This is a genomic window from Mycobacterium sp. NGS67 (genome assembly GCF_059812185.1).
The window spans coordinates 18,948-45,258 of record NZ_JCALCF010000027.1; the positions used below are offsets into that span (position 1 = coordinate 18,948).

Genomic DNA, 26,311 nt, shown 5'->3' on the forward strand with positions numbered 1-26,311 from the left:
AAAATGGCTTTCGCATACAGTGACATGCTCGAGACAATCAAAAACAAGCAATGGGCTCTTGCCGATATCGATTGGAACGCCCCTGGCGCGGAACTGATCACCGATGAACAGCGTCCCAAACTCAAGCAATTCATGTCCGACGTGGTGTGGATTGAGCATGTTGGAGCACGTGCCTTCGCCGCGATGGCTCCAAAGGCGCCATTCGAAGCGCTCGGAGACATTTACCGTTACTTTCACGCCGAGGAGCAGCGTCACGCCAATGCCGAACTTGCCTTGATGCGTCGCTGGGGCATGCTCGAGGAAGGCGAGAAACCGGTCCCGAACAAGAATATTCGGCTGGTCATCGAATGGCTGGACCGTTATGCGGAAGCCCTGCCCCTGACCGTCATCGGGGCCGCGATTCCGGCACTGGAGACTGCGCTCGATGGAGCGCTGCTGAAGTTTCTCCTCGATGAGGTTGACGACCCTGTGTGCGGGGAGGTGTTCAACAAGGTCAACAGCGACGAATCAAGGCATCTCGCGGTTGGCTTCCAGGTCTTGAATGACCTGGGCGCCAGCCCGATGCGAATCCACGCCATTCAAACTGCGGGTGCTCTTGTCGACCCGCGCATTCTCACCGGCGCGTTGCTGTATATCCCGCTCCTGACGCGCATGTTGATGAATCTCAACGCTATGGGTCTGTCCGAGGAGAAGTTATACAACGCAGTGACGCGGTATGCCAATGTCGGCGATCGCAGTGAGCATACGCGGAGGGTGCCCGGCTATCACATCTTGAAGGCGCACATGTCGTCGTCCATCAAGCGGTCCCAGCCTCTGCACTTCGTGTCTCAGCGCCTTGGCAATGCGATCGATGTTTTCCCTGTTCAGATTTTCGGTCGGCCGCCATCCTGGACGGACGAACTGACCTACGAACCGGTTGCCAAATGACAGGCACCACGACGACGTTGATCGTCGGCGCCGGGTTCGCAGGTATCGGTGCGGCGATCAGACTGCTTCAAGAGGGCACGGATGACTTCGTCATCCTGGAACGGTCAGATCGCGTCGGAGGCACCTGGCGAGACAATACTTATCCCGGTGCGGCCTGCGATATTCCCTCGCTTCTCTACTCCTACTCGTTCGAGCCGAATCCGGGCTGGACTCGTACCTACTCGGGGAGCGCTGAGATCCTCGAATATATCGACGATATGGTCGACAAGTACGATCTTGCCCGGTTCATCCAGTTTGATACCGACGTGACTGCCTTGGAATTCGATGAGAGTGCCGGCATCTGGATGGCCGACACGGCAGATGGAAAGCGGTATCACACCCGGTCAGTTGTGATGGCCAGTGGACCACTTGCCAACGCCAGCTTTCCCGATATTCGGGGTATTGACTCGTACGGTGGAAAAAAGATCCACAGCGCTCGATGGGACCATGGCTACGATCTCGGCGGTAAGAGGGTTGCAGTCATCGGGACAGGCGCGAGCGCGGTTCAGATCATTCCCGAGCTCGTAAAGTCGGCTGCCTCGGTCAAAGTCTTCCAGAGAACGCCCGGCTGGGTGTTGCCCAGGGTGAACTTCAGGCATCCGGCCTGGGCGCGTTCGACCTTCACACACCTGCCGGTGAGCGAACAAGCGCTCCGCGACGCGTGGTTTTGGGCCCACGAAGTGATGGCAGTGGGTATGGTCTGGAACACCGCCGCGACGTCCGCGATACAGCTGGCGGCCAAGGCTCATCTCCGTCGGCAGGTGAAAGACTCCTGGTTGAGACGTCAGTTGACGCCCCATTTCAGGCCTGGATGCAAGCGCATGCTCATGACCAGTGATTATTACCCTGCGCTACAGGCGGATAACTGCAAGCTGATCAGCTGGCCGATCGCCACATTGTCACCCAACGGTGTTCGGACCGCCGACGGTGTCGAGCACGAAGTGGACTGTATCGTATTTGCCACTGGCTTCGATGTGGCCAAACGTGGCACCCCGTTCCCGATTAGCGGCCTCGGCGGTCGGAAGCTCGGCGATGAATGGTCTCAGGGGACATTTGCCTTCAAGAGCGTGAGCGTGGCCGGGTATCCGAACTTATTCTTCACTTTCGGACCGAATTCCGGGCCAGGCCACAACTCGGCGCTCGTATATATGGAGGCTGCAATTGACTATATAGTCAAGGCGATCAAGCTCCTTCAGCAAAATGACATCGGCACTTTGGATGTGAGGGAGGATCGTCAGGACCGCTATCACTCCGAAATTCAGCGCCGCCTTCGACGAACGACTTGGAATTCGGGGTGCAGCAGTTGGTATTTGACCGAGGACGGCTACAACGGCACGATGTACCCAGGTTTCGCGACCCAGTTTATGAGAGAACTATCCCGCTTGGATCCTCATGATTACGTGATAACCCGGCGCGACGATACACACGTCGAGCTGACGCAATCACTCTGAATACAAGTTTGCAGGGCTGACCGTCAGAACGGTGAAATACAGGAATGGATCGCAAGTCCGACCGTAATTACGAGATAATTATCATAGGAGCTGGATTTTCCGGCATCGGGTCTGGCATTAGCTTGATGAAGGCGGGATTTACCGACTTCTTGATGGTTGATGACGCCGATGGCGTAGGTGGTACGTGGCACTGGAACACCTACCCGGGTATCGCTGTCGATATACCGTCGTTCAGTTATCAATTCTCATACGAAATGCGGCCCTCTTGGTCGCGCACGTACGCCCACGGCAATGAGCTCAAAGCCTATGCCGAGCGATGTGTTGAAAAGTATCGGCTCTGGGACCATATTCGTTTCAACACAACCATTACCGAGGCTTGTTTCGACGAGAACGCAACACGGTGGCATTTGACCAGTGCCAATGGTGAGGAGTTCACGGCACGCTTCGTGATAAATTGCTCCGGCGTTCTCAGTCGGCCAAAGTGGCCTGAAATCAAGGGGGTGCGAGATTTCGCCGGCGTTACGCTCCACACGGCTAGATGGGACAATGCCAAAGATCTCAGCGGGAAGAGGGTTGCAGTAATCGGTACCGGTGCATCGGCGGTGCAACTGATACCCGAAGTCGCAAAGAAAGCAGAGAGTCTGACGGTATTTCAGCGAACTCCAATTTATTGTCTGCCGAAGCCAGACTTCCCCATACCGACGTGGGGTGGAAGGCTTCTACATTTCCTGCCGGGGGCACAATTGGCGACCCGGACCGCCAGCCAGGCGTTCGTGGAAATCACTTTCCCAATCGCCGCTCACTTTCATACGGTGATACCGTTCGCCGATGTCATGGAGAGCGCCGCAAAGCGGTACATGCGGCGTGAGGTCCATGACCCGACGACGAGAGAACAACTCATTCCGCGCTACTCGTTGGGCTGTAAACGACCCAGCTTCCACAATTCCTATCTCGCAACGTACAACCGGTCCAACGTTTCGCTCGAGACGAGCGGCATAACCCATATCGACCATGCATCCGTCCATACTCGAGACGGCAAAGCTCATCCCATTGACGTCTTGATCCTGGCCACCGGCTTCAAAGTGATGGAGTCGGGCAACATGCCAACTTACGTATTGAAGGGACGCGGCGGGCTGGAGCAGGCTACATGGTGGGACGAGCATCGACTGCAGGCCTTCGAAGGGGTGAGCGTCCCGGGATTTCCGAATCATTTCAACATCTTCGGCCCGTACGGCTACAACGGTTCCTCGTACTTCACGCTCATCGAGGCGCAGAGTCGGCACATCGTCCGGTGTCTTCGTCGCGCGCGGGCGCTGGGTGCTAACTGCGTGGAGGTCAAGAAGGAGGCGAACGACCGTTATTTCGCCGAAGTGCTAAGGCGGCGTCACAGACAGGTTTTCTGGCAGCCGAGCTGTTCCAATGCCAACAGCTACTACTTCGACAGGCACGGTGACGTTCCACTCCGTCCATCAACGACTCTGGAGACCTATTGGCGGAGCCGCACCTTTCGCCTCTCGGACTACCGATTCGAGAATCGGCCCGAAGAGGTGTGTCCCCGGTGACCAGAATGGATGCCCCTGACTGGCAGCCCAGTCTTGCCAGTCATCTCGTCGCGATGTCCTCGCGAACCACGCTGCGGCCACTGGCGCAGCTGATGCCATCAAACGCCTACGGACTTGCGGTGATGGATCGCGTGCTTCGAACAGCGCTCGTAGCCTCACGGCCTCGGCGCGGCGTCACAGTGCGCAAGGTTGACACTGTATTCGCCGGAGGCCCGGTTCGTGGGGACTGGATCACCACGCCTGCCATTAATCCGCATGCCAACCCTTTGCTGTACATCCACGGCGGCGCCTATTCTATGTGCTCGCCGGAGACGCACCGCGGTCTTCTTGGTGAACTCGCCTCGGCGAGCGGGCGCCCCATCTTCGCAGTGAAGTATCGTCTTGCCCCGCGGTATCCCTATCCCGCAGCCGCGGACGATGCGCTGAATGCGTATCGCTGGCTTACCAGCGGAGGGTCCCCGGGTTCTTGTCAGCGCACCGTCGCGGTTGCCGGCGATTCAGCGGGCGGTCAGCTCACGATGGCCACGGCCTTGGGCGCACGTGCAGTTGGATTGCCGCTCCCTGATGCGATGCTGCTGATGTCTCCCGTCCTGGATCTCAGGTGCGAACTTGCCAGAGCGCGTGAAATTCGCCGCCGGGATCCTTTTGCCTCCGCTCAATCAGCGGCGCGCGCTCTTGACCTCTACGTAGGTGGCGCAGATCGCGGAGATCCGCGCCTCAGCGTGCTTGACGCGGACCTCACCTCGATGCCGCCGATCCTCATTCAGGTGGGCGGGAGAGAAATGTTGATCGATGACTCGCGCCGTCTCGCCGAGCGACTTCAATCAGCTGGATCCCACGTCGAGATCCAGGTATACCGGGGACAGATCCATGTATTCCAGGCTATGTTCCGGATTCTTCCCGAAGCCCGAGACGCGATTCATCGAGCGGGACGCTTCCTTGAAGCCTCGGAAGTCAGGTGAAAGTGTCCGAACAGGCAATGCTCCTACACCTACACCACCTCGACCGCCGCAGCGTGAAGTCAGTCGTCTCTGCCTCATGAGCAGCAACTTCGCGACGGCCTGTCGCGCATACGATCCGTCGATCGTGATCATCGGGGCCGGCTTCGCCGGGGTTGCGATGGCCCACCGGCTGAAGAAGGACGGGTTCACGAACTTCACGATCCTGGAAAAGGCTGCAGACATCGGGGGTGTTTGGCGTGACAACACCTATCCGGGAGCGGCCTGCGACGTGCCGTCAGCGTTGTACTCACTCTCGTACAAGCCCAATCCTCGTTGGTCACGGCGATATGCCGAGCAACCCGAGATACTCAAGTACCTCCAACAACTCGTGGAGAGTGGCGGACTGGCCGCGCATCTGCGTACCCAGACCGAAGTTGTCGCAATGACCTTCGATGACCAGCTAGGGCGTTGGACCCTGGTTACGAACTCGAACGAGACAATAACCTGCGATGTCGTCGTCTCGGCCGTGGGTCAGCTCTCCTTGCCCCACGTACCCGTTATTGCCGACGCAGACACCTTCCAGGGGCCGCGCTTTCATTCGGCGCGTTGGGACCGATCGGTTTCGCTTCGCGGCAAGCAAGTAGCCGTCATCGGCACAGGAGCTAGTGCCATCCAATTCGTGCCACACATCGCCCAGGAGGCGGAGCATGTCACGCTATATCAGCGCACGGCTCCGTGGATCTTGCCGAAGTGGGACAGCAGGTATGGAGTCCTTCACGACAGGGTGAGCGAGTTATTGCCGATGGCGCTGCGCCTCGAGCGTTTCGCGGTATGGCTAATTTTCGAGTTGCTCGCTGTGACGCTAGTCGACGCGAAGCCCCTCTCACGCGTCCTCGGTGCGATCGCGCGCCGCCACCTACATCGGCAGGTTGCTAGCCCATCTTTGCGCGAGCAATTGATGCCTTCGGACGCGCCAGGGTGCAAGCGAGTGCTGTTCTCGAATGATTACTATCCAGCAATCGCGAGTGATCGCGTGTCGTTGGTGCCGAAGGCTATCGCAGAGCTCTGCGACAACGGTGTCAAGACCGTGGATGGAGAGTTTCGTCCTGCAGATGTCGTGATCTACGGAACCGGGTTTCGCGCCACCGATTTTCTCGCCCCGATGTCCGTGCGCGGCTCTCGCGGAGTCTCCTTGGCCGAGGTGTGGAAGACCCAGGCGTACGCATATCTGGGCATCACTGTCCCCATGTTCCCGAACCTGTTCCTGCTTTATGGTCCCAACACGAATGTGGGCTCGGGGTCGATCCTCTACATGATCGAGTCACAAGTCCGTCACATCGCAACGCTCATCAAAGCCGTGGCTGCTCATCCGGGTCATGCGATCGATGTCAGGACGGAGAGCGCGCAACGCTACAACACGCGCTTGAGAAGGCGACTACGGAGGTCGGTGTGGGCGCTGTGTGCGAGCTGGTATCGAACCTCGAGCGGGGAAATCCCGACGAACTGGCCGGGGCCTACCTTGGTTTATCGACTCCTTACCCGGAAGCCGCACAGCGGCGATTACGTCTTGAGAAACGTCGGGCGTCTAAAGGTCTGAGACCCTGCAGAACCGAGCCTGGCCGACTAAGGGCACGAGACGCGCACTTAACCGCTAGGCCAATAATGTCTAGATATTGACATCAATGGCATCTTTGTAAAGACTGGTGGACGCCGTCAAAGCGGCCCAGCGTCCAGGAGGAACCATGACGAATCACCTTCTCGCACCTGCGCACCACGTGAAGGAGCGGTTGTCCTCTGTGATCATGGTCCCCGCGCCTCACGCCGTCGACGACAGATGGCGTCGATGGAGCCGGGACTGGCCGGTTCGTGAACTGGCACCGGCACCCGCGGGCAGTGGATTGAAAGCCGTCCGGGGGGATGCCGGACTGCCCTTCGTAGGTCACACGCTCGACTACATCCGATTCGGCTCGGATTTCAGTCGAGAGCGCTACGACCGTCTGGGTTCGGTGTCGTGGATGGGCGCGTTCGGCACCAAGATGGTGGTCATCGCCGGCCCTGACGCCACTCGAGAGGCGTTCACGAGCGAAGCGAAAGCATTCTCTCAGGATGGCTGGTCCTTCCTGATCGACGCCTTCTTCCATCGCGGTTTGATGCTCATGAGCTTCGACGAGCACTTGATGCACCGGCGCATCATGCAGGAGGCGTTTACGCGTCCGCGCCTGACCGGATACGTCGAACAGGTAACGCCATGCGTTCGCTCGGCAGTGCCTGCGTGGCCGGTGGGCCCGTCGGTTCGAATCTACCCACTGTTGAAGGAACTCACCCTCGACATCGCTACCGACGTCTTCATGGGCGGCCGCGGCAAGGACGAGAGCGATGCTGTCAACAAGGCGTTCGTCGCTACGGTCCGGGCGGCGAGTTCCCTTGTGCGTGCTCCGCTTCCGGGAACCAGATTCCGCGCTGGTGTGCAAGGGCGGCGCGTTTTGGAGGACTACTTCTTCCGGCATCTGCCGGCCGCGCGAGCCGGTGAAACGGAGGATCTGTTCGCTGCTCTCTGTCAAGCCACGACCGAAGACGGGGAGCGGTTTTCCGACGAGGATGTGGTGAATCACATGATCTTCTTGATGATGGCGGCCCACGACACCTCGACGATCACCACCACAGCGGTCACCTATTTCCTTGCCAAGTATCCGCAGTGGCAGGAGGCTGCGGCTGCGGAAGCCGCGGCCATCGGTGACGGGTTGCCGGACATCGAGGCCCTGGAGAAGATGACGGTCATCGACCTCGTGATCAAGGAAGCGCTCAGACTGCTTGCACCTGTTCCGCTGGTGATGCGCAAGACGGTTCGAGATGTCGCCATCGATGGATATCACATCCCCTCGAACACGTTATGCGCTATAACGCCTGCCGTGAATCACTTCGATCGAACGATCTGGAGTGATCCGGAGCGGTTCGATCCCTCACGTTTCGACGAGCCTCGGCGCGAAGACCAACACCACCGATTCGCCTGGGTTCCGTTCGGAGGTGGAGCGCACAAGTGCATCGGCATGCAATTCGGGACGCTCGAAGTCAAAGCAATCCTGCACAGGATGCTGCGTTCGTTCACTTGGAAGGTTCCGGAGAACTATCACGTCCGATGGGACAACACCTCGCTGCCCATTCCGGTGGACGGACTTCCGTTGGAGATGAAGCGCCGATGACCGTCGACCACAGCCCCTACCTCGAACCCACGGAGTTTCTTGACTGGCAACAAGATTCGGTACGTGACTTCGTGTCATCGGCGATCCGTGGTGCCTGCGGCGACACCGAGAAGGCCATCGCCATCTTCACCGCGGTCCGTGACTCCATTTGGTACGACCCCTACACGGTGACCGACAACCCGCACGCGTATCGCGCCAGCACCGTCGCGACCGCAGAACGGGCCTACTGCGTCCCGAAGGCCGTGCTCTTGACTGCAGCGTGCCGAGCGGCGGGAATCCCGGCGCGGCTGGGGTTCGCCGACGTCCGAAACCACCTCCAGACCAAGGCATTGCGCGAGCGGATGGGTGGTAGCGACGTTTTCGTCTACCACGGCTACAGTCTCATGTTCCTCAACGGTGCGTGGGTAAAGGCCACCCCGGCGTTCAATCGCGAGCTGTGCGCACGCTTCGGTGTCTCGCCGATCGAATTCGACGGCCGTAGCGACGCGCTACTCCATGGTTTCACCGCTGACGGCACCCAGCACATGGAGTATCTGCGCGACCGGGGAGCCTACGACGATCTACCCCTAGCAGACATCCTGCAAGCACTGAGAACGCATTACGGCACATTCATCGATCAGCCGAACAGCCGTCCCGACCTCTTCGCCTGAAAGGGCACTACACGATGCAAAGCACAATGCAAAATGTTCCGCTCACGGTGTCGGCGATCGTCCAGCATGCGGCAGCCATACACGGTGACAGCGAGGTCGTCACTCCGACCGGAAATGGATATCGGAGAACGCCTTACCGCATTGTGCTGGCGCGAGTGGCTCGCCTTGCCAATGCGCTGCGCAGTCTTGGCGTCACGGCAGACCAACGCGTGGCCACCTTCCAGTGGAGCAACCAGGAACATCTGGAGGCCTACTGTGCGATTCCCTCCATGGGCGCGGTCCTGCACACGCTCAACATTCGTTTGGCCCCAGAGCAACTGGCGTACATCGCCAATCACGCGAGCGATCAGATCGTCCTAGTCGACGCTTCGGTTGCCCCGTTGTTGGCGCGCGCGCTCCCAGCGATGGCGTCGGTGCACACCGTCATCGTCACCGGAGAGGGCGACCTTGCCCCGCTCCAGGGATGCGGGAAGACCGTTCTGCGTTACGAGGAAGTGCTTGCCGGCCAAGAAGAATCATTTGACTGGCCTGAGCTCGACGAGCTGTCCGCCGCGGCCATGTGTTATACGAGCGGTACCACCGGAGATCCCAAAGGCGTCGTCTACAGCCACCGTTCGACGTACCTTCACTCCCTGACCGCCTGCACAGCTAACGCTTTGTCAGTCAGCGAGGCCGACCGTGTGCTGGCCATCGTCCCAATGTTTCACGCCAATGCGTGGGGGCTTATTTACGCAGCGTTGATGTCCGGTGCGGATCTGGTACTGCCTGACCGGTATCTCCAAGCCGAACCGTTGGTGTCGATCATCGAAGACACCAGACCGACCTTGGCCGGTGCAGTGCCGACGATCTGGAACGATGTCGACCGATATCTGGATTCGCACCCTGAGCGGGACATTTCTTCGTTACGGCTGGTCGCGTGCGGGGGGTCTGCTGTTCCGCTTTCGTTGATGCGGGCATTCGAAGAGAAGTACGACGTGCCCATTGTGCAGGCCTGGGGTATGACCGAAACCTCTCCGTTGGCGACCGTTGCACGTCCGGCTCACAGAGCCGACGCGACGCGGCGCTGGGAGCTGCGCGCATCCCAGGGCCGACCGATCTGCGGTGTCGAAATCCGGTTGCGGGACGACGACGGGAAAGACGTGCCGTGGGACGGGCAATCAGTTGGGGAGATCCAGGCGCGCGGTCCCTGGATCACCGGGTCCTATTTCGGAAACAACGATACGGAGAAGTTCGACGAAGGATGGCTGCGTACCGGTGATGTGGGCAAGATCGACGCCGAGGGCTATCTGACACTGACCGACCGCTCGAAAGACGTCATCAAGTCAGGTGGCGAATGGATCTCCTCGGTGGAGCTGGAAAACACGCTGATCGGCCACCCTGCCGTGTACGAAGCGGCGGTAGTCGGCGTCGCGGACGATAAATGGCAGGAAAGGCCGTTGGCGCTTGTCGTCGTCCACCCCGGAACCGACGTTGACATTGACCAACTCCGATCGTTCCTTGCGGACAAAGTCGCCAAATGGTGGATTCCCGAGCGATGGAGCTTCGTGTCCGATATTCCGAGGACGAGCGTCGGAAAGTACGACAAAAAGGTCATCCGTGCGCGCCACTCTGCCGGCGAATACCTCATCGAAATCGAAACGTCATAACGTCAAATCCCTGGAATTCCAACAGTCGGAAGGTAATCATGTCCTCACCAATCTCTCCCTGGATGAATGCCGAATTACTCGAGCTTCGTGACCTCGCTGCGAAGTTCTTCTCGGCCGAATTGGCGCCGCATGCGAACCGCTTTGCAGACCAGCACCACGTCGACCGAGAACTGTGGAACCGAGCAGGCGAGCTGGGCCTGCTCTGCATGTCTATACCTGAGGAATACGGCGGAGGCGGTGGCACTTTCGCGCACGAAGCGGTCGTGCTTGAAGAGCAGGCCCGCATAGGTGACAGCTCATGGGGCGCGGGACTGCACAGCGGAATCGTCGCCCACTACATCCTGCAGTACGCGACTGAAGAGCTGCGCGCGCAGTGGCTTCCCAAGATGGCGTCCGGTGAAATGATCGGGGCGATCGCCATGACAGAACCGGGGACCGGGTCCGATCTGCAGAGCGTCAAGACAAAAGCCCTCCTGGACGGTGACGAGTACGTGATCACCGGCTCCAAGACTTTCATCACCAACGGCCAACAGGCCGACCTCATCATCGTTGTTGCCAAGACAGATCCGAGCCAGGGCGCTGCGGGCATCTCTTTGATCGTTGTCGAGGCTGACCGGGCGGGATTCCGGCGCGGCAAGGTTCTCGACAAAATCGGCCAGCGCGGCCAGGACACCTCCGAGTTGTTCTTCGATGAAGTGAGAGTTCCGCGCTCGCATCTACTGGGCCAGTCTGAGGGACAGGGCTTCATTCAGCTGATGACGCAGCTGCCACAAGAGCGACTCATCGTCGCGGTGGGGGCTGTCGCAGCGATGGAACTTGCCCTGGAGCAGACGCTCAAGTACACGCGTGAGCGGGAGGCGTTCGGTCGGCCTGTCTTTGGCTTTCAGAACACCAAGTTCACGCTGGCTGAAGCCGCGACAGAAACGCGCATCGCACGAGTGTTCCTCGACTACTGCATCGACCTGCACCTTGCGGGTCAACTCGACGTGCAGACCGTCGCCATGGCGAAGTGGTGGACCACTGAGCGAGCGATGAAGGTACTCGATGACTGTATGCAGCTTCACGGCGGATATGGCTACATGACCGAGTACCCCATCTCGAGGTTGTGGGTGGATCAGCGCGTGCAAAAAATCTATGCCGGCACGAACGAGGTGATGAAGGAAATCATCTCGCGTTCCCTATGACTCAGAGGAGTTGCCGCCCGCACGTTAGTCATCTAGAGGAGGAGGACTGATGGCATCGATGGTGGTGCCGTATCGCCACGACATGGGCGGCCACTGCGGATCGGGGGCTCTTCGGGATTTGACCGAATGGGCCGGGATCCGTTGGGGTGATGACACCCCGGACGAAGGCATCGTGTTTGCTCTCGGCGGGGCCCTCGACTTCTCGTATGTTCGCTCGGCCCACCTACGTCCACCGATCTACCTCGTTGGACGCAGCGCGGACCTCGAAGACGAATACTTGACCCGGTTGGGCGCGCGCTTCGAGTGTCGTTCGACAGACGACCCCGATCTCGGGTGGAAATGGGTGACCGAACAGATCGATGCCGGTACGCCGGTCATGGTGTGGACTGACATCGCCGAATTGCCCTATCTGAGAACGCGTCTGAGTATGAGCCGGCACGATGTCGTGATCGTAGGGTACGACGACGACGAGGAACTCGCCTTCGTGGTCGATAACGATCGCGATACACCTCAAGCCGTGCCTTACGAGAATCTACGGAAGGCGCGGGCATCGACGGGATTTCCCGTCCCCACGCGGCACACCACCTACGTAGTCGAGTGGCCCGGCGCGGCACCAGATCTCGGCAATGCTGCCCGGTCGGCCTTCCGTAGGTCCGCGGACGCGATGCAGGGTTCGTGTGTGAGCGCGCCGATCACCGAGGACTCCGATTGTGAAATTCAGGTGCGTGGGCTACCAGGGGTATCGACTTTTGTGGAGGATCTCAAGCGGTGGCCGAAGATCTTTGACGACGACACCCTCGACGGAGCCTTGTTTGCGCTGAGCGCCTTCATCGAAAAAGCCGGAACCGGAGGCGGTCTGTTCCGAGATCTGCAAGCACGTGGATGTCGGCGCGTCGCTGAAGAGTTGAGTTTCGAACCTGCGTTTAAAGCAGCGGAGGCTGCAAAGACCGCATCTGAGTTGTGGACCGCGGTTGCGCACGCCGCTTATGACCGCGGTGCAGATCCGCACCGAAGAGCGAGCGGCGCCGCGTCCGTGGCTGCGCAATTGCCGACAGCCGAACGTCGACTCGCGGAGGCGCTGAGGGAGGCAGGAGATCTACTCCTATGAGTTCTGATTGCTTCGGAGCAAGCCGAACTGGTTGCGACCCAGCAGATTTATTTGAGCGCTTTGAATTGTGTCATAGGAAGGGAGAATCACGATGGCTGTCTTCGCTGATGCGGAAGAGGTTTACCGCTACCTCGCCGGCATCTTTCGACGAGGTTTGGAGAACGAAGACCTTGCGAACAGACTTGCCGGGTCCGGGGTGGTGTTACGGATCCACTACACCGATCCGGATGCGGTAGTAACCGTGGATATGCCGGAGAAGGTCGTAGAGACCGGCGCGGACAGTGGCGTTACACCGAATGTCGAATTGTTCATGTCCGCGGATACCGGCAACAGGTTCTGGTTGGGGAAGGTGAACTTGACCATGGCGATGGCGAAAGGAACTGTACGAGCGAAAGGTCCTGTCACCAAACTGATCAAGCTCATACCGCAGGCAAAGAACCTCTTTCCGGAATACCGGGCAATCCTTGAGGCCGACAAGCGTCACGACCTGCTCAATGTGTGATGTCGGTGCGGTACCGCGCCCGGGCCCGGGTGAGCGGCGCGGGCCTCTGGGCGATGTGCCCGGAGATCATCCAGGACAGTTCGCGCGACCACCGTGCGCGGTCGGGATAACTACTCGAGAAGCGTAATTCGATAGAAGGGACTTCAACATGAAGACACGTGCGGCTGTTTTGTGGGGCTTGGAGCAGAAGTGGGAGGTCGAAGAAGTCGATTTGGATCCGCCAGGTCCCGGGGAGGTCCTCGTGCGGCTGGCGGCCACCGGCTTGTGCCATTCCGACGAACATCTGGTGACCGGCGACCTCCCGATCCCATTGCCGGTAGTGGGGGGTCATGAGGGTGCTGGCACAGTCGTGGAGTGCGGCGAAGGGGTTGAGGAACTGTCCGAAGGTGATTCTGTCATCTTGACCTTCCTTCCCTCGTGTGGGCGCTGCTCGTACTGCGCGCGCGGCATGGGCAATCTCTGTGAGTTGGGAGCGGCGCTCATGATGGGACCGCAGATCGACGGCACCTATCGCTTTCACGCACGAGGCGAGGACGTCGGGCAGATGTGTTTGCTCGGGACGTTTTCCGAGTACACAGTGGTGCCGCAGGCGTCCGTGGTCAAGATTGACGGCGGAATCCCCCTGGATCGGGCAGCCTTGATCGGTTGCGGCGTCACGACCGGTTACGGATCTGCGGTGCGGACTGGGGAGGTGCGCGCCGGGGACACCGTCGTGGTAGTGGGAGCGGGCGGAATCGGAATGAATGCGATTCAGGGCGCGCGAATCGCGGGAGCGCTGGCGATTGTGGCGGTCGATCCGGTGAAGTTCAAGCGAGAGCAAGCGAGCGGGTTCGGTGCGACGCACACCGCGGCCTCGATGGATGAAGCTTGGTCGCTGGTCAGCGATATGACGCTGGGCAAGCTGGCTGATGTCTGCATCCTCACCACCGATGTGGCTGAGGCCTCCTACACCGCGGAAGCGCTGGCCTTGGTCGGAAAGCGCGGGCGCGTCGTGGTCACGGCCATCGGGCACCCCGACGACTCATCGATCTCAGGATCACTGCTTGAAATGACGCTTTACGAGAAGCAGATTCGTGGCGCTTTGTATGGCTCATCCAATGCGCCGCACGATATTCCGCGACTGGTCGAGCTGTACTCCGCTGGGTTGTTGAAGCTCGATGAGTTGGTCACCCGCGAATACTCCCTCGACCAAATTAATGAGGGCTACCAGGATATGCGTTCAGGAAAAAATATCCGAGGGCTGGTCCGGTTCTGAAGAGCATCATGCCCACTGCTGGTCTCCATGTCCTTGCGTTGCTGCAGATCATGCGGCCGGGCCCCTTGGGTGGTTGGCGTCGGGTCCTTCTTTCCCGTCGTGAGGACGGCAAGCATCAGACACCTCATCGATCATCTATCACATTCTCTGGGAGGCTGAGATGACGGACGCTGGCACGACCACGGCAAGCAGGGATGGGGCTGCTCGTTTCGCTATCGCCCCGGAGGTGTGGACCACGCCGGAGCGACGAGCGCTGAGCCAAATGGCGCGGTCTTTCTCGGAACGTGAAATCGCGCCGAAGCTAGCGGAATGGGAGCACGTGGGTGAGATTCCGCGCGACCTGCATCTCAATGCTGCCGAGGTGGGGCTTCTCAGAATCGGGTTCCCGGAAGAAGTCGGCGGCAGCGGCGGCAATGCGATTGACTCTGCACTGGTCACTGAGGCCATCCTGGCCGCAGGCGGGTCCACTGGCGTCTGCGCCGCCTTGTTCACCCATGGCATTGCCCTTCCCCACATTGCCGCCAATGGCTCCGACGCCCTGATTCAACGATATGTCCGTCCTACGCTCGCAGGAAAGATGATCGGCTCGCTGGGCGTTACCGAGCCTGGGGCAGGCTCAGATGTCGCGAATCTGCGCACACGCGCGGTGCGCGAGGGGGACACCTACGTGGTCAACGGAGCAAAGACGTTCATCACCAGCGGAGTTCGAGCGGACTTCGTTACTACGGCGGTACGCACCGGCGGACCGGGTTACGGTGGAGTTTCATTGCTTGTGATCGACAAGAATTCGCCTGGATTCGAAGTGTCCCGCCGGTTAGACAAGATGGGGTGGCGATGTAGCGACACCGCCGAGTTGTCTTTCGTCGACGTTCGCGTACCGGCTGACAACCTGGTGGGGGCAGAGAACAGTGGGTTTTTGCAGATCATGCAGCAATTTCAGGCTGAACGGCTCGGCATCGCCGTCCAGGCGTACGCGACGGCGGGTCGGGCTCTCGACCTTGCCAAGAGTTGGGCGCGGGAACGTGAAACGTTCGGTAGACCCTTGACGGGGCGCCAGATCATTCGCCATAAGCTTGCGGAGATGGCTCGACAGGTCGACGTGGCGTGCACCTACACCCGTGCGGTCATGCAGAGGTGGCTAGCGGGGGAGGATGTCGTTGCCGAGGTGTCGATGGCCAAGAACACCGCTGTGTATGCGTGCGACTACGTGGTCAATGAGGCGGTTCAGATCTTCGGTGGGATGGGCTACATGCGTGAGTCTGAGATCGAGAGACACTATCGAGATTGCCGAATTCTCGGAATAGGCGGCGGCACCAACGAAATCATGAACGAGGTCATCGCCAAACGTATCGGACTCTAGCTACTTGATTGAATCGCCCTGACTTTCCCGGAGGCTCGGGTTATTGGATTCCGGCCAGGGGTTGGTCGGTCCCATGTGCATCGTGGAACGCGGCTTCGAACTCGGTGGGTGGGATGTCATTAAGGTAGCTGTGTAAGCGGCTGGTGTTGTGCCAGTACACCCAGCTCAGGGTCGCGAGTTCGACGTCCTCGACGGTCTTCCACGGCCTGGTGCGGACTGGCCCGTAGATCAGCTCCGCCTTGTAGTAGCCGTTCACCGTCTCCAGGGCATTATCGTAGCTGTCTCCGATCGTGCCGATCGAGCGGACCGCTCCGATCTCGGCGAGCCGTTCGCCATAGCGGATAGAGGTGAATTGCGATCCGGCATCGGAGTGACATGTCAAGCCCGGCAATGTGTTTCCGCGTGACCAACGAGCCATCTCCAACGCATCCAGCACCATGGTGGTACGCATGTGCGACGCTACCCGCCAGCCCACGATCATCGGGTCTGCTGCACCAATAGGTGACATCTGAGTTGGCTTGCCCAAAGCGGGCGGGCTGGAAGGATGTCAGTGTGCCTAGGCCCTACCCCCGTGAATTTCGCGACGACGTCGTCCGCGTTGCCCGTAACCGCGACGACGGGGTGACGATCGAGCAGATCGCCACCGATTTCGGCGTGCACCCGATGACGTTGACCAAGTGGATGCGCCAAGCCGACGTCGACGAGGGCGCCAAGCCAGGTAAGAGCACCAATGACTCCGCTGATCTGCGCGAGCTACGACGCCGAAATCGGTTGTTGGAACAAGAGAATGAAGTCTTACGGCGGGCAGCGGCGTACTTGTCGCAGGCCAATCTGCCGGGAAAAGGGTCTACCCGCTCGTAAGTGAGCTCGCCGCCGACGGGATTCCCGTCGCGGTGACGCGCCGGGTACTCAAGCTCGCCCGCCAGCCCTACTACCGCTGGCGGGCAAATCCCATCACCAATGCCGAACTCGTCGAGGCATACCGCGCCAACGCCCTGTTCGACGCGCACGGCGAGGACCCCGAGTTCGGCTACCGCTACCTCGTCGAGGAGGCCCGTGAGGCCGGCGAGCCGATGGCCGAGCGCACCGCCTGGCGCATCTGCTCACAGCAGCAGTTGTGGAGCGTGTTCGGCAAGAAGCGCGGCAAGAACGGCAAACCAGGACCGCCGGTGCACGACGATCTGGTCCAGCGCGACTTCACCGCTGAAACGCCAAACATGTTGTGGCTCAGCGACATAACTGAGCATTATACCGGCGAGGGCAAGCTCTACCTCTGCGCGATCAAGGATGCATTCTCCAACCGCATCGTGGGTTATTCGATCGACTCCCGAATGAAGTCACGCCTGGCGACCGCCGCGCTGCGCAACGCGGTCGGCCGCCGTGGGGTGGTCGCCGGCTGCGTGGTTCACACGGACAGAGGGTCGCAGTTTCGAAGTCGAAAGTTCGTCCAGGCCCTGCACCATCACGGCATGGTCGGCTCAATGGGACGTGTCGGCGCGGCCGGCGACAACGCGGCGATGGAGAGCTTCTTCAGCCTGCTGCAGAAGAACGTCCTCGACCGCCGCCGCTGGGCCACCCGAGAGGAGCTGCGGATCGCCATCGTCACTTGGATCGAACGCACCTACCACCGACGTCGCCGCCAAGGCGCCCTCGGCCGGTTGACCCCCGTCGAATACGAAGCCATCATGACCACGACGGCCAGTCAGGCCGCGTGACCGAAATTGTCACCTGATCGTGCAGCAGACCCACTTCCTGATAGAGCTTGGCACAGGCCTCTTTGGTAGGTGCACCGTCCTCGCGTGAGTCAGATGCATCGGGGTCGGGAGGCATATTAGACACGGCACGACCTTAGGACGGCGGTCTCACATGTCACGCCGACGCGCCGTTTGCTGTGGTGGGTCTGCTTCCGCAGCGCGGGGACAATATGGAGACCTTTCGGTCACATCGGTCACATCTGTCACAGGCAGCAAACACTCCGAAACGACAACAACCCTGCCTGAGCATTGCGTTTGCATGGTGCGCCGTCAGGGTTTCGAACCCCAGACCCGCTGATTAAGAGTCAGCGGCTGTCAGCGATGCCTGGGCTACCGGCGTCGCCGCGAAAACGTCAGAGTAGCTCTATCTGCTCAGGTTCCTCGACGCTAGGCCCGTTAAACTCCACCAGCGTATGACGGATCAATGGACGGTTTGTACGCCACTGGTTGGTCGAAGTCAAACAACCAGAACGCTATTTATCGACAATAGGTTGTTTGACAAGTAGTCACTGAGTAGAGTAACAGACGTGCTCTCTGCTTCGATTCCTGCCCGCTTGGTCGACGCAGGCGTGCGGATGGTGACTGGTGATGCACACAGCATCACATACCGAATCGATGGCCGCGCCGTAGTAGCGGACCTGGTTCTGGCAGAACGTGTGCCATCTCCGGCCGCAGTCCTTAGTCGTGTGCGCCGCCATCCAGGCCGCCGCGTATTCGTGGTGTGCGAGACCATCTCAGATGAGGCACGTTCAGCGCTCCTGGCTCAGGCTGACGTGGATCTCAGCGTCGGCAGCACCGGCGAACTGGTGCTCTCCGGGCGAACCTACCGAACGCCAACACCAGGACGGCCGCCCCGCGCCGCCAGCGAGCGCAGCTGGCGGCGGCGGGCGGCTGAACGGGTCTGTGTGCTTACGCGCGGTCACCTCCGCCAACGCGACATTGCCGCGGCCATCGGAGTTAGCCAGCAGGCGGTGTCCAAAATGACCGAGAAGGATCCGCTGCCGGACACGCCGATGACCGAGGCTGCGCGCCGGGAGCTCCTGGTGAAACTGGCATTGGTACCTGCGGACAGCGGACTTGTCGAAACGTACTGGTATGGAATGGATCCGGTAGTGGAGCAGGTGCGCAGTGCGACCCGACTCGGCGCCGAGCTCACCGTGCCGATCCTTGCTGGCGGCGAGGTCGCCGCCGACGTCCTGCGACCGTGGCAGGTACCAACCAGAGGTCTGGTCTATGCCAAAGAACTGGTCGACCTCTCCGAGTTCGGTTTGGTGGAGGCCACCGCCGAGGAAGCGACCTTGACTGTGCGGGTTCCCGCCGACCCGACCGTCTGGACGACCGCGGCCTGGTGGCGGCGGGTTCGTGATACGCAGCGTTCCGACATCATCACTGTGGATCCAGTGATTGCGCTTCAGGACCTCAGCGGCGGTGCCGATCTTGGCGACGGTGCACCGCAGCATCTCAGCGACTGGATCGTGCACCGGTGACCGGAACAGCATCGGTGCAAATCGCCTGCACTGCGGTGGCCGACGACAACGGAATGCGTGCACTGCGTGACGTGGCCGCAGTCACTGCCGACATCGAGTACCGCGTCATCGGCGGTCACATGGTGCGACTGCTGCGGCACGTCTACAACGTGTCGGGCATACCGCGACTGACCTCCGACGCAGACACCGGGATCGACGTCAACGTGGCGTCCACCGGGAACCTCCACGATCGACTCACCGCACTGGGGTACACCGCTGAGTGCGGCAACCGCTACGAGCGGGGTGAGCAAGCGGTCGACCTCTTAGTTCCCACCGCAGCCAAACCAGGCAAGCGGATCATCGGCGAACGAGCCTTCGACGGAGCGCCAGGGCTGCGGTTGGCGCTCGCCCTACCGCCGATCGAAGTCGCCGTCACAGCCCGACTCACCGACGGCGACACGGTTGAGTTCGAAATTCCGGTTCCCGACGTCGAGGCAGCATTCGTGTTGAAGATGCTGGCACGTACCGTTCGCGACTCCGAACGTGACCTCCAGGATATCGAGACACTACTGGAGATCGTCGCGTCACAACCCGATTACCACGCTTCGCCGTGGCGCCTGGGCGACCCCAAGATCACAAAGGCCGGCGAGCGCGGCGACGCTGCGCGTGTGGCAGCGCAGATGATCTCCAGTCCGCCGACGAGGGTGCCGGCCAGAGTGCGGGCGCTGCTCCGGCGCCATGTCGCCATCGTGTCGCGATGACGCACCAGCAGACAGTCGTTCGTTTCCGTGCGGCTACGCCGAGCGAAACGGTTTCGGTCTCGACGGAGCCGGCAAATGCTGAGCCGGAGCATTGACATGGCTGCTGGCTGCGCGGGTCCCCACGCCGGTGGCAATAACGGCTAGGTCGTTGTCGGCGGAGCGGCGTAGTCTAGTTACATGGATGTAGTTCCCGCGACGCCTGCCAACCTTGATAATGGTACGTCCTCGCCGGGACCTGGCGAATTCGCCGCGCAGGTCTATCCAGCAGCCGAGCGCGAGGCGGCTGGCCCGCGCCCCGAGCGCTTCCAGGTCCTCGCTCTCGATGGAGGGGGCGCCAAGGCGTTGTTCACTGCGCATGTGCTTGCACGTCTGGAGCAGGATCTGGGCGTTAGGATCACCGATTCCTTCGACCTCATTGCTGGCACGTCGGCGGGCGGCATCGTCGCACTGGGTCTCGGTGCGGGCCTCACGCCGAAGGAGATTGTCTCCCACTACGAAGAACTGGTCGAGAAAGTCTTTCCGGCGTCGAGGCGGCGAGGATGGCGCCGACCACGGCAGCTGAGATCGCCCATCTATGACGCAGAGGCGCTGCGGCAAGCGTTGACCGGCGTCCTCGGAGCCCGACTCCTTGGCGACAGCACGAAGCGACTCGTCATTCCCGCGTGGGATGTACAACGCGGGGCCGTGCACATCTTCAAGACTCCGCACCACACACGGCTGACCCGCGACTGGCGCATACCGATGGTGGACGTTGCACTGGCGACCTCGGCGGCGCCGCTGTACTTCCCCGCGGCGTACGTCGACGGACACAGGCTCATTGACGGCGGAGTATGGGCCAACAACCCGGCTGTCGTCGCGATCGCCGAGGCCGTCAGCATGCTCGGTGTTCCTCTCGACGCGATTACCGTCCTCAACGTCGGCACCATTGATCAGCTGACCGATCACCCCAAGCGCTTGGACCGCGGCGGACTCTTACACTGGGCAAGACCGATTGCCCCGCTGATCCTTAACGCCAGCAGCCGTGGCGGACAGGGCCTCGCCGAACACTTGATCGGCAAATCCAACTACACGCGCTTCGACGCTCTAGTGCCCGGCGGCCTCTACGCACTGGACTCGGCGGACCCAAAGGACGTGGCCGGCCTCGCTGCCTCAGTCAGCCGAGAACTCAGCCCTAGCTACACCGCGAAATTCGCTGACCACCAGGCGCCCGCATACACACCGGTGAACGGACGCCGACACCGCGACGATCCGGGCAGCATTTCACACACGGAGGCCCCCAATGCAACTCGCTGACCACTTCAACGTCTTGCTGAAAGACACGGTCAATCTCAGCCAGTTCAAACTGGACCTACTCAACCAGCGCGTCGAAGCCATCTACAAGGCACTCAAAGCCGACGTCGAAATCGGTGCGCTGATCACCGGCAAGACGCCGCAAGGCTCCTGGGCACACCGCACGATCATCAACCCCGTCGGTGACAACGAGTTCGACGCCGACTTCATGCTCGACATGAGCCAGAACCCGGACTGGGCCGACAACCCCAAGACCTACATCGATGAGGTCTACGCAGCCCTGCATCGGCACAGCACCTACGGCACCATGCCGCACTCACGTAAGTGCCGCTGCGCGCGGCTCGTCTACGCCAACTCCATGCACGTCGACATCGTCCCTCACCTCAACCTGGCCGACGGTCGAGAGGTCATCGTCAACCGCGACGACAACGAGTGGGAGCTGACGAACCCGCAGGGTTTCACCGATTGGATGAAGAAACAGGACTCTATCGCCAGCGGGAACTTACGCAAAGTGATCAGACTCATGAAATACCTTCGTGATCACAAGAATTCGTTCACCGGCACACGTTCAGTCCTGCTGACCACCATGCTGGGGGAGCAGGTAACAGACTTGCGCAAGCTCCTGGACCCGAGTTACTACAGCAACGTCCCCACAACTCTTCTTCATGTCGTGCAAGACCTCGACACCTGGTTGCAAGCGAACCCGATCAAGCCCTCCATCGCCGACCCGTCCGGTTCCGGCGTGACGTTCGACCACCGGTGGGGACCAGACCCCGAGAGCGCTCAGGCGACCTACAGCTACTTCCGTGACCGAATCCACGTGCATGCCGCCGACATCGAAGCGGCCTACGAGGAGAAAGACAAAGACCGCAGTGTCCAGCTGTGGCAGAACATCTTCGGCGACGGATTCAAGGCGCCGGCCACAACAACCGCTAGCGCGAAGTTTCCAGCAGCCACCTCTGCCGCGGACTCAACAGTGGGGCGCTCTGGTCGGGCAGGGTGACCAGACGCCACCAGCCCACGCTGACGGGCTGGCAGAAGCATCTCCTCGCCGAACTCAAAGCGCTAGCGCAACAACGTCCCAACGAAATCCAGGTCCGAGGAAGACCCACGCTCGACGCTAGCGGCGAGGCGTCGCTCCGCATCTCGCTACGCACGGCCGCCATCCCGCATCATCCGGGTGGCCTGCAACTTCAAGAGACCGAGGAGTTCATCCTTCAGCTTCGCCCCTCTTCGTACTCGCTACCGGCTATCGACGTTGATCACACTCGGTTTCTCGGCTACCCCCATGTGCTCGCGGGTCAACGACTATGCATCTATTTGGATCCTTCACGGGAATGGCAGCCGACGCTTGGTGTGGCCGGCCTACTCACCCGCCTTTGGGACTGGCTCGTCGACGCGGCCGCCGGAAACTTCGACGCCGCCACCGCCATGTACCACGCTGTTGGCGGAGTGCCGCATCAGGCACATGACACACCGACGATCGTTACCCGAGAACCCGGACCGGCGAAGCGCCACCAAACGGCTCACCTGATCGCCCGGTCAACGCACCGATACGACCTGACGTACTCGCCTGGAGCTGCCGGGCATCGCGTACCGGTAATTACCCTGGCCACCGCGCTGCCGTTCGGTGCCGCATCCACATTCGCGCTACTGCTTGCTCTCCTGGACGACCCCTACCTTGACCGCCTCGAAGGACGGGCTCCCCGGATCGCACCGCAATCGCCGGCGTTCCTCACCGCCCTCCTGGCGAGTGCGTTACGAAATCACCACGACGCCGAGCAATACTTCGTCCTCGCCGTGCCGCACCCCGCTGGAGGCCCACCCCACCTCTTGGGCGGACGGCTCCCCACCCCAACGGCGAATGCGCTCCGCGAGGTCGCGCAGCAACGGGGTGTGGGGGTTGTTCTCGACCCCGCGAAGATCAACACTGAAATCCCGATTGAGTGGTGCAGGATGTCCGACGAACGACCCGAAGTGACAACCCGCCGCGACGACGGCCGCCCCGTGAACGGATTTCAACGAAAGACTGTCCACATCTGGGGCTGCGGCGGGCTCGGATCATGGATCGCCGAATTCATCGCTCGCGCAGGAGCATCGGAGATCACCGTGTGCGACCCTGGCATCGTCACCGGCGGCTTGCTCGTCCGACAAAACTACGTCGAAGACGACATTGGCCGTTCCAAAGCCGAGGCACTCGCTGGACGGCTCCGCGCGATCCGTGATGACCTGACGGTCACCGTCGCAGAAGGGCACCTCCCAGAAGACCACACGTCATGCCTGGCAGCGGATCTCATCATCGACGCCACAGTGAACAACGGCATCACGAGCTGTCTCGATGCGTTGGCAACTGCGCCGACGCGAAAGGCATTGATCGCTCAGGTCGCCACAGACGCTCGCTCTGGCACGCTCGGCCTAGCCGTGCTGTGCGCCGCAAGCGCAACAGCGACAGTTTCCAGCATCGATCAAGACGCTGGCCGAACAATCCAGGGCGACAGCGGACTTGAGCTCTACCACACGCTGTGGCAAGAACCCAGCGATGACGAACTTATACCAACCAGGGGCTGCTCGGTCCCCACATTCCACGGCTCGGCAGCCGACCTCGTAGCGGTCGCAGCCACACTCGTCAACCTGATCGGAAGCCACCTCCAACAACCGGACTCCGCGGTTTCGGGCACACACCTCATCGCTCTGCCGCACGCGGCCAGCGGCCCCCGACACCACTTCCTCCCCGGTGTAACGCACCCCATGGATCACACAGCAGGGACAGAATGAGGGCAACGGAACGTCAACGCAATGCCCCATCAGAGGGCGTCATTGTCGAGCGTCTTCGCACCGAGGCAACCAACTGGATCAACGCCGTGGCGCTCCAATCAGGACGCATCGACCGACGCTTCAACAAGCGGCACGCCGACCACGTGGAACTCCAAACTCTTGAACGTGACCTGCACTTCTTCCTGTTAGCGGCGGTACGCCTTCGCCGCTGTATCGAGCAGGTGTCTCGATACCAGTAAAGAAAGTTCTCACATCGCAGGTCAGCGACGGTCAGGCTATTGGTCCGGCCTGCCGCTCGCGGCGTCTCGATGCGGCGAGCAGCGAGGGCAGCTGCGCCTCGTCGTGATGCCAGCGCTGTGGCCTGCGACTTAGTTCCGGCGCCGGTCGTGGGTGCATGCATGCGTGGCGGCGGACGGAGGGCGGAGCGCAGGGAGCGGCGCGGACGGGAGCGCCAGCGGACGGGAGCAGAGCGAGCGTAGCGAAGCCTGCTGGTGGCCGCCGGTTCCTGCGGGTCGCGGGTGTCCAGGATCTGCGCCATCAGCCGCGACGGGGCTGCGGCATGGTGCTGGGGCTCGTAGGCTGGCGGTTGTGAGCGTAGTTTTGGCGCAGCGTGCACGGCGCGAGGCCGAGGCGCGGCTGGCTGAGCAGCCGCGGCGGTTGGCGCATGTCCGGGGGGTCGCGACGACTGCCGAGCGGTTGAGCCGGCGTTTCGATGCTCAAACGGCGGACTGTCTGGTCGCGGCGGGGTGGTTGCACGATATCGGTTACGCACCGTCGGTGCGCCGGACCGGTTTTCATCCCCTTGATGGAGCGGAGTTCGTGCGATCGGCGGGTTTCGGGGAGCTGGTCGCTTCCTTGGTGGCCTTTCATACCGGAGCGCACGCGGAGGCTGCCGAGCGGGGCTTGTCGGGTTTGTCCGCGTTCAGCGATCCGCCCAGCAATGTCCTTGATGCGTTGACTTTTTGCGATCTGACGACTGGACCTGACGGGGCGCCGATATCACCGCGAGATCGACTACGCGACGTGTTGGCGCGTTATGGATCCGAGGACCCGGTGCACCGGGCGGTCGACGCGGGCCGCGACGAATTGTTGGCGGCGGTCCGGCGAGTACGCGACTGGCTGTAGCCCAGCGGTCAGCCGAGGTAGGGGCTGTCGCGGCGTTGCAGGTAGTGCTCGACGCGCAGTCGCATCGACGGATGCATATCCAGGCCAGCGATGTCGTCGGGGGCAGTCCAGGCGATGTCGGTGCTTTCGTGGTCGATGGCGAGGGTCCCGCCGAGCACCGTGGTGGCGAACAGTAGCGAGAATTGTTGGCGCACTTCGCCATCGGTGAACGCGACCACGTGGTGGGGGTTGGTGTAGACACCGACCAGACCCGTGACTTCGACGTCGAGCCCGGTTTCTTCTTTGACTTCCCGCACGGCGGTGTCGGCGATGGTTTCGCCGATGTCGTGTCCGCCGCCGGGTAACGCCCACAGGGTGTTGTCGCGGCGTTTGATCAGCAGAATACGACCTTGTTCGTCGGTGACGATGGCCGAGGCGGACGGAACGACACTGTTGGGCGCCGGGGCGTTGGGGTCATTGTAGTAGTCGGTGCGCATCGGGGGTCAGCCTTTCGCGGTCAGCGGTCTGGCGCGGTTCCAGACCTGGGTGAAAGCGTCTTCGAGGGTGGTCCAGAGCCTTGGCTCATGGTGACGTGACAGAACCAGCACAGGGTTGTTGCGCCCGGGTGAGCCGTAGATGTGGAAGTTGACAATCATGGCGTCATCGACCCGAAAGATCGACGTGTAGAGCGCGGTGTCGTGGGTGCGAATGTCCAGCCCCGGGGTACAAGCGTGAGGGGCGAGCAACTCCACCGACGTGCGGCAGCGGGCGATGACAGCCTCGCCGATCCCTTCCTCCTCACCGCGCAAGATCGTGGTCGCAGTGTCGGGATCCCCGACGAGAAACCGCACCGACACACCGCGGGCGGCGGCGGCGAGCAGGGTGTCGAGGAATCCGTCGAGGGTGTCGAACAGGAACGTGGCCGCGAGCACGAGGATGTCGATGCCGGTGGTGGCGTCGGCGAAATGCTGCTGCCACGTCGTGATCGGCAGCTGAGTACGGCTGGCATACAGGGTCGCGGTGAATGGCCCACCCGCAGACGCTGTTGTCACTGCACGGGGGGTAGCGGCCGGGTACTGCTTGGGCCACAGGTCATGCGGAGTGCAGTCGAGCACCTCGCTGGCGCTGCGGGCGTTGTGTTCGCGAATTCTGTAGTCGCTATCGGCCAGCCAGCGTCGCACCGACTTGATATCGACACCCACCGCGGTGGCGAACCGCTGCGAGGACAGACCTTTGGCCTGTAGCCGCTGCGCGAGGCGATCGTTGGGAGTGATGGCGGCCTCGGTGCCGTCCTGCTCGTCCATCGTGTCAGCGCACATCTTCCCGTGTCGTCCGT

At 61.2% G+C, this 26,311-nt stretch carries 23 protein-coding genes and 1 pseudogene; 21 read left to right on the forward strand and 3 right to left on the reverse strand.

The genetic code is table 11. From position 1 onward, the window contains the following. The first annotated feature begins 3 nt into the window (after positions 1-3). The 13 genes from AC5Y4D_RS21375 to AC5Y4D_RS21435 all read left to right on the forward strand — a co-directional run bounded on the left by AC5Y4D_RS21375 (position 4) and on the right by AC5Y4D_RS21435 (position 15,825). Positions 4-927, forward strand: coding sequence for a hypothetical protein (locus AC5Y4D_RS21375; RefSeq protein WP_005086594.1), 924 nt, complete (start codon positions 4-6; stop codon positions 925-927). Beyond that, the gene (locus AC5Y4D_RS21380; protein WP_011560580.1) at positions 924-2,417 is read left to right on the forward strand and encodes a flavin-containing monooxygenase; all 1,494 of its coding nucleotides are present in this window, start codon (positions 924-926) and stop codon (positions 2,415-2,417) included. The genes AC5Y4D_RS21375 and AC5Y4D_RS21380 overlap by 4 nt, the downstream gene beginning before the upstream one ends. A gap of 44 nt (positions 2,418-2,461) precedes the next feature. Beyond that, positions 2,462-3,979, forward strand: coding sequence for a flavin-containing monooxygenase (locus AC5Y4D_RS21385; protein ID WP_011560579.1), 1,518 nt, complete (start codon positions 2,462-2,464; stop codon positions 3,977-3,979). Continuing rightward, a complete protein-coding gene (locus AC5Y4D_RS21390; RefSeq protein WP_012296509.1) occupies positions 3,976-4,941 on the forward strand; it encodes an alpha/beta hydrolase in 966 nt (321 codons plus the stop codon). Before AC5Y4D_RS21385 ends, AC5Y4D_RS21390 begins: the two co-directional genes overlap by 4 nt. Before the next feature lie 76 nt (positions 4,942-5,017). Beyond that, positions 5,018-6,517, forward strand: a complete 1,500-nt coding sequence (locus AC5Y4D_RS21395; protein WP_017205328.1) for a flavin-containing monooxygenase — start codon at positions 5,018-5,020, stop codon at positions 6,515-6,517. 145 nt (positions 6,518-6,662) lie between these two features. Further along, entirely contained in the window at positions 6,663-8,120 is a 1,458-nt protein-coding gene (locus AC5Y4D_RS21400) for a cytochrome P450 (RefSeq protein WP_011560575.1), read from the forward strand. Continuing rightward, positions 8,117-8,770, forward strand: coding sequence for a transglutaminase-like domain-containing protein (locus AC5Y4D_RS21405; RefSeq protein ID WP_011560574.1), 654 nt, complete (start codon positions 8,117-8,119; stop codon positions 8,768-8,770). Before AC5Y4D_RS21400 ends, AC5Y4D_RS21405 begins: the two co-directional genes overlap by 4 nt. Before the next feature lie 26 nt (positions 8,771-8,796). Continuing rightward, entirely contained in the window at positions 8,797-10,416 is a 1,620-nt protein-coding gene (locus AC5Y4D_RS21410; protein ID WP_017205326.1) for a fatty acid--CoA ligase, read from the forward strand. 38 nt (positions 10,417-10,454) lie between these two features. Beyond that, positions 10,455-11,600 (forward strand): acyl-CoA dehydrogenase family protein, encoded by a 1,146-nt coding sequence (locus tag AC5Y4D_RS21415; protein WP_005086582.1) that lies wholly within the window; start codon positions 10,455-10,457, stop codon positions 11,598-11,600. 49 nt (positions 11,601-11,649) lie between these two features. After that, a complete protein-coding gene (locus AC5Y4D_RS21420) occupies positions 11,650-12,708 on the forward strand; it encodes a BtrH N-terminal domain-containing protein (RefSeq protein ID WP_005086581.1) in 1,059 nt (352 codons plus the stop codon). 91 nt (positions 12,709-12,799) lie between these two features. Beyond that, positions 12,800-13,210 (forward strand): SCP2 sterol-binding domain-containing protein, encoded by a 411-nt coding sequence (locus AC5Y4D_RS21425; protein ID WP_005110592.1) that lies wholly within the window; start codon positions 12,800-12,802, stop codon positions 13,208-13,210. Positions 13,211-13,358: 148 nt separating this feature from the next. Beyond that, positions 13,359-14,465, forward strand: a complete 1,107-nt coding sequence (locus AC5Y4D_RS21430; protein WP_011560572.1) for an NDMA-dependent alcohol dehydrogenase — start codon at positions 13,359-13,361, stop codon at positions 14,463-14,465. 160 nt (positions 14,466-14,625) lie between these two features. After that, positions 14,626-15,825 carry an acyl-CoA dehydrogenase family protein gene (locus tag AC5Y4D_RS21435; RefSeq protein WP_011856018.1) on the forward strand — a complete coding sequence of 400 codons (1,200 nt, stop codon included), beginning with the start codon at positions 14,626-14,628 and terminating at the stop codon, positions 15,823-15,825. Between the two features lie 40 nt (positions 15,826-15,865). Here AC5Y4D_RS21435 and AC5Y4D_RS21440 read toward each other — a convergent pair. Next, positions 15,866-16,309, reverse strand: a pseudogene (locus AC5Y4D_RS21440) (DDE-type integrase/transposase/recombinase); the annotation flags it as partial. A gap of 68 nt (positions 16,310-16,377) precedes the next feature. On the opposite strand from AC5Y4D_RS21440, the gene AC5Y4D_RS21445 reads away from it, so the two are divergent. The 8 genes from AC5Y4D_RS21445 (at position 16,378) to AC5Y4D_RS21480 (ending at position 24,996) form a co-directional block, all read left to right on the forward strand. Then, positions 16,378-17,540, forward strand: a protein-coding gene (locus tag AC5Y4D_RS21445) for an IS3 family transposase (protein ID WP_225323256.1) whose coding sequence is annotated in 2 segments (ribosomal slippage) — positions 16,378-16,662 and positions 16,665-17,540 — 1,161 coding nt in all. Because the reading frame shifts where the segments join, the coding sequence is not laid out codon by codon here. Positions 17,541-18,154: 614 nt separating this feature from the next. Further along, entirely contained in the window at positions 18,155-19,066 is a 912-nt protein-coding gene (locus tag AC5Y4D_RS21450; RefSeq protein WP_017205323.1) for a hypothetical protein, read from the forward strand. Next, positions 19,063-19,806 carry a nucleotidyl transferase AbiEii/AbiGii toxin family protein gene (locus AC5Y4D_RS21455; protein ID WP_011560566.1) on the forward strand — a complete coding sequence of 248 codons (744 nt, stop codon included), beginning with the start codon at positions 19,063-19,065 and terminating at the stop codon, positions 19,804-19,806. Before AC5Y4D_RS21450 ends, AC5Y4D_RS21455 begins: the two co-directional genes overlap by 4 nt. 177 nt (positions 19,807-19,983) lie before the next feature. Then, on the forward strand, positions 19,984-21,099 hold the full coding sequence (locus AC5Y4D_RS21460) for a CBASS cGAMP-activated phospholipase (RefSeq protein ID WP_011560565.1): 1,116 nt from the start codon (positions 19,984-19,986) through the stop codon (positions 21,097-21,099). Then, positions 21,086-22,099 (forward strand): SMODS domain-containing nucleotidyltransferase, encoded by a 1,014-nt coding sequence (locus tag AC5Y4D_RS21465; protein WP_005110610.1) that lies wholly within the window; start codon positions 21,086-21,088, stop codon positions 22,097-22,099. Before AC5Y4D_RS21460 ends, AC5Y4D_RS21465 begins: the two co-directional genes overlap by 14 nt. After that, positions 22,096-23,871, forward strand: coding sequence for a ThiF family adenylyltransferase (locus tag AC5Y4D_RS21470; protein WP_011768281.1), 1,776 nt, complete (start codon positions 22,096-22,098; stop codon positions 23,869-23,871). Before AC5Y4D_RS21465 ends, AC5Y4D_RS21470 begins: the two co-directional genes overlap by 4 nt. Beyond that, the gene (locus tag AC5Y4D_RS21475) at positions 23,868-24,110 is read left to right on the forward strand and encodes a hypothetical protein (RefSeq protein ID WP_005110614.1); all 243 of its coding nucleotides are present in this window, start codon (positions 23,868-23,870) and stop codon (positions 24,108-24,110) included. Before AC5Y4D_RS21470 ends, AC5Y4D_RS21475 begins: the two co-directional genes overlap by 4 nt. Before the next feature lie 349 nt (positions 24,111-24,459). Further along, positions 24,460-24,996: an HD domain-containing protein gene (locus AC5Y4D_RS21480; protein ID WP_005110615.1), complete on the forward strand. Its 537-nt coding sequence runs from the start codon at positions 24,460-24,462 to the stop codon at positions 24,994-24,996. Positions 24,997-25,004: 8 nt separating this feature from the next. Here AC5Y4D_RS21480 and AC5Y4D_RS21485 read toward each other — a convergent pair whose 3' ends face one another. Beyond that, positions 25,005-25,472: an NUDIX hydrolase gene (locus AC5Y4D_RS21485; protein ID WP_005110618.1), complete on the reverse strand. Its 468-nt coding sequence runs from the start codon at positions 25,470-25,472 to the stop codon at positions 25,005-25,007. 6 nt (positions 25,473-25,478) lie between these two features. Further along, positions 25,479-26,279, reverse strand: a complete 801-nt coding sequence (locus AC5Y4D_RS21490) for a hypothetical protein (protein WP_011560562.1) — start codon at positions 26,277-26,279, stop codon at positions 25,479-25,481. Positions 26,280-26,311: the final 32 nt, after the last annotated feature.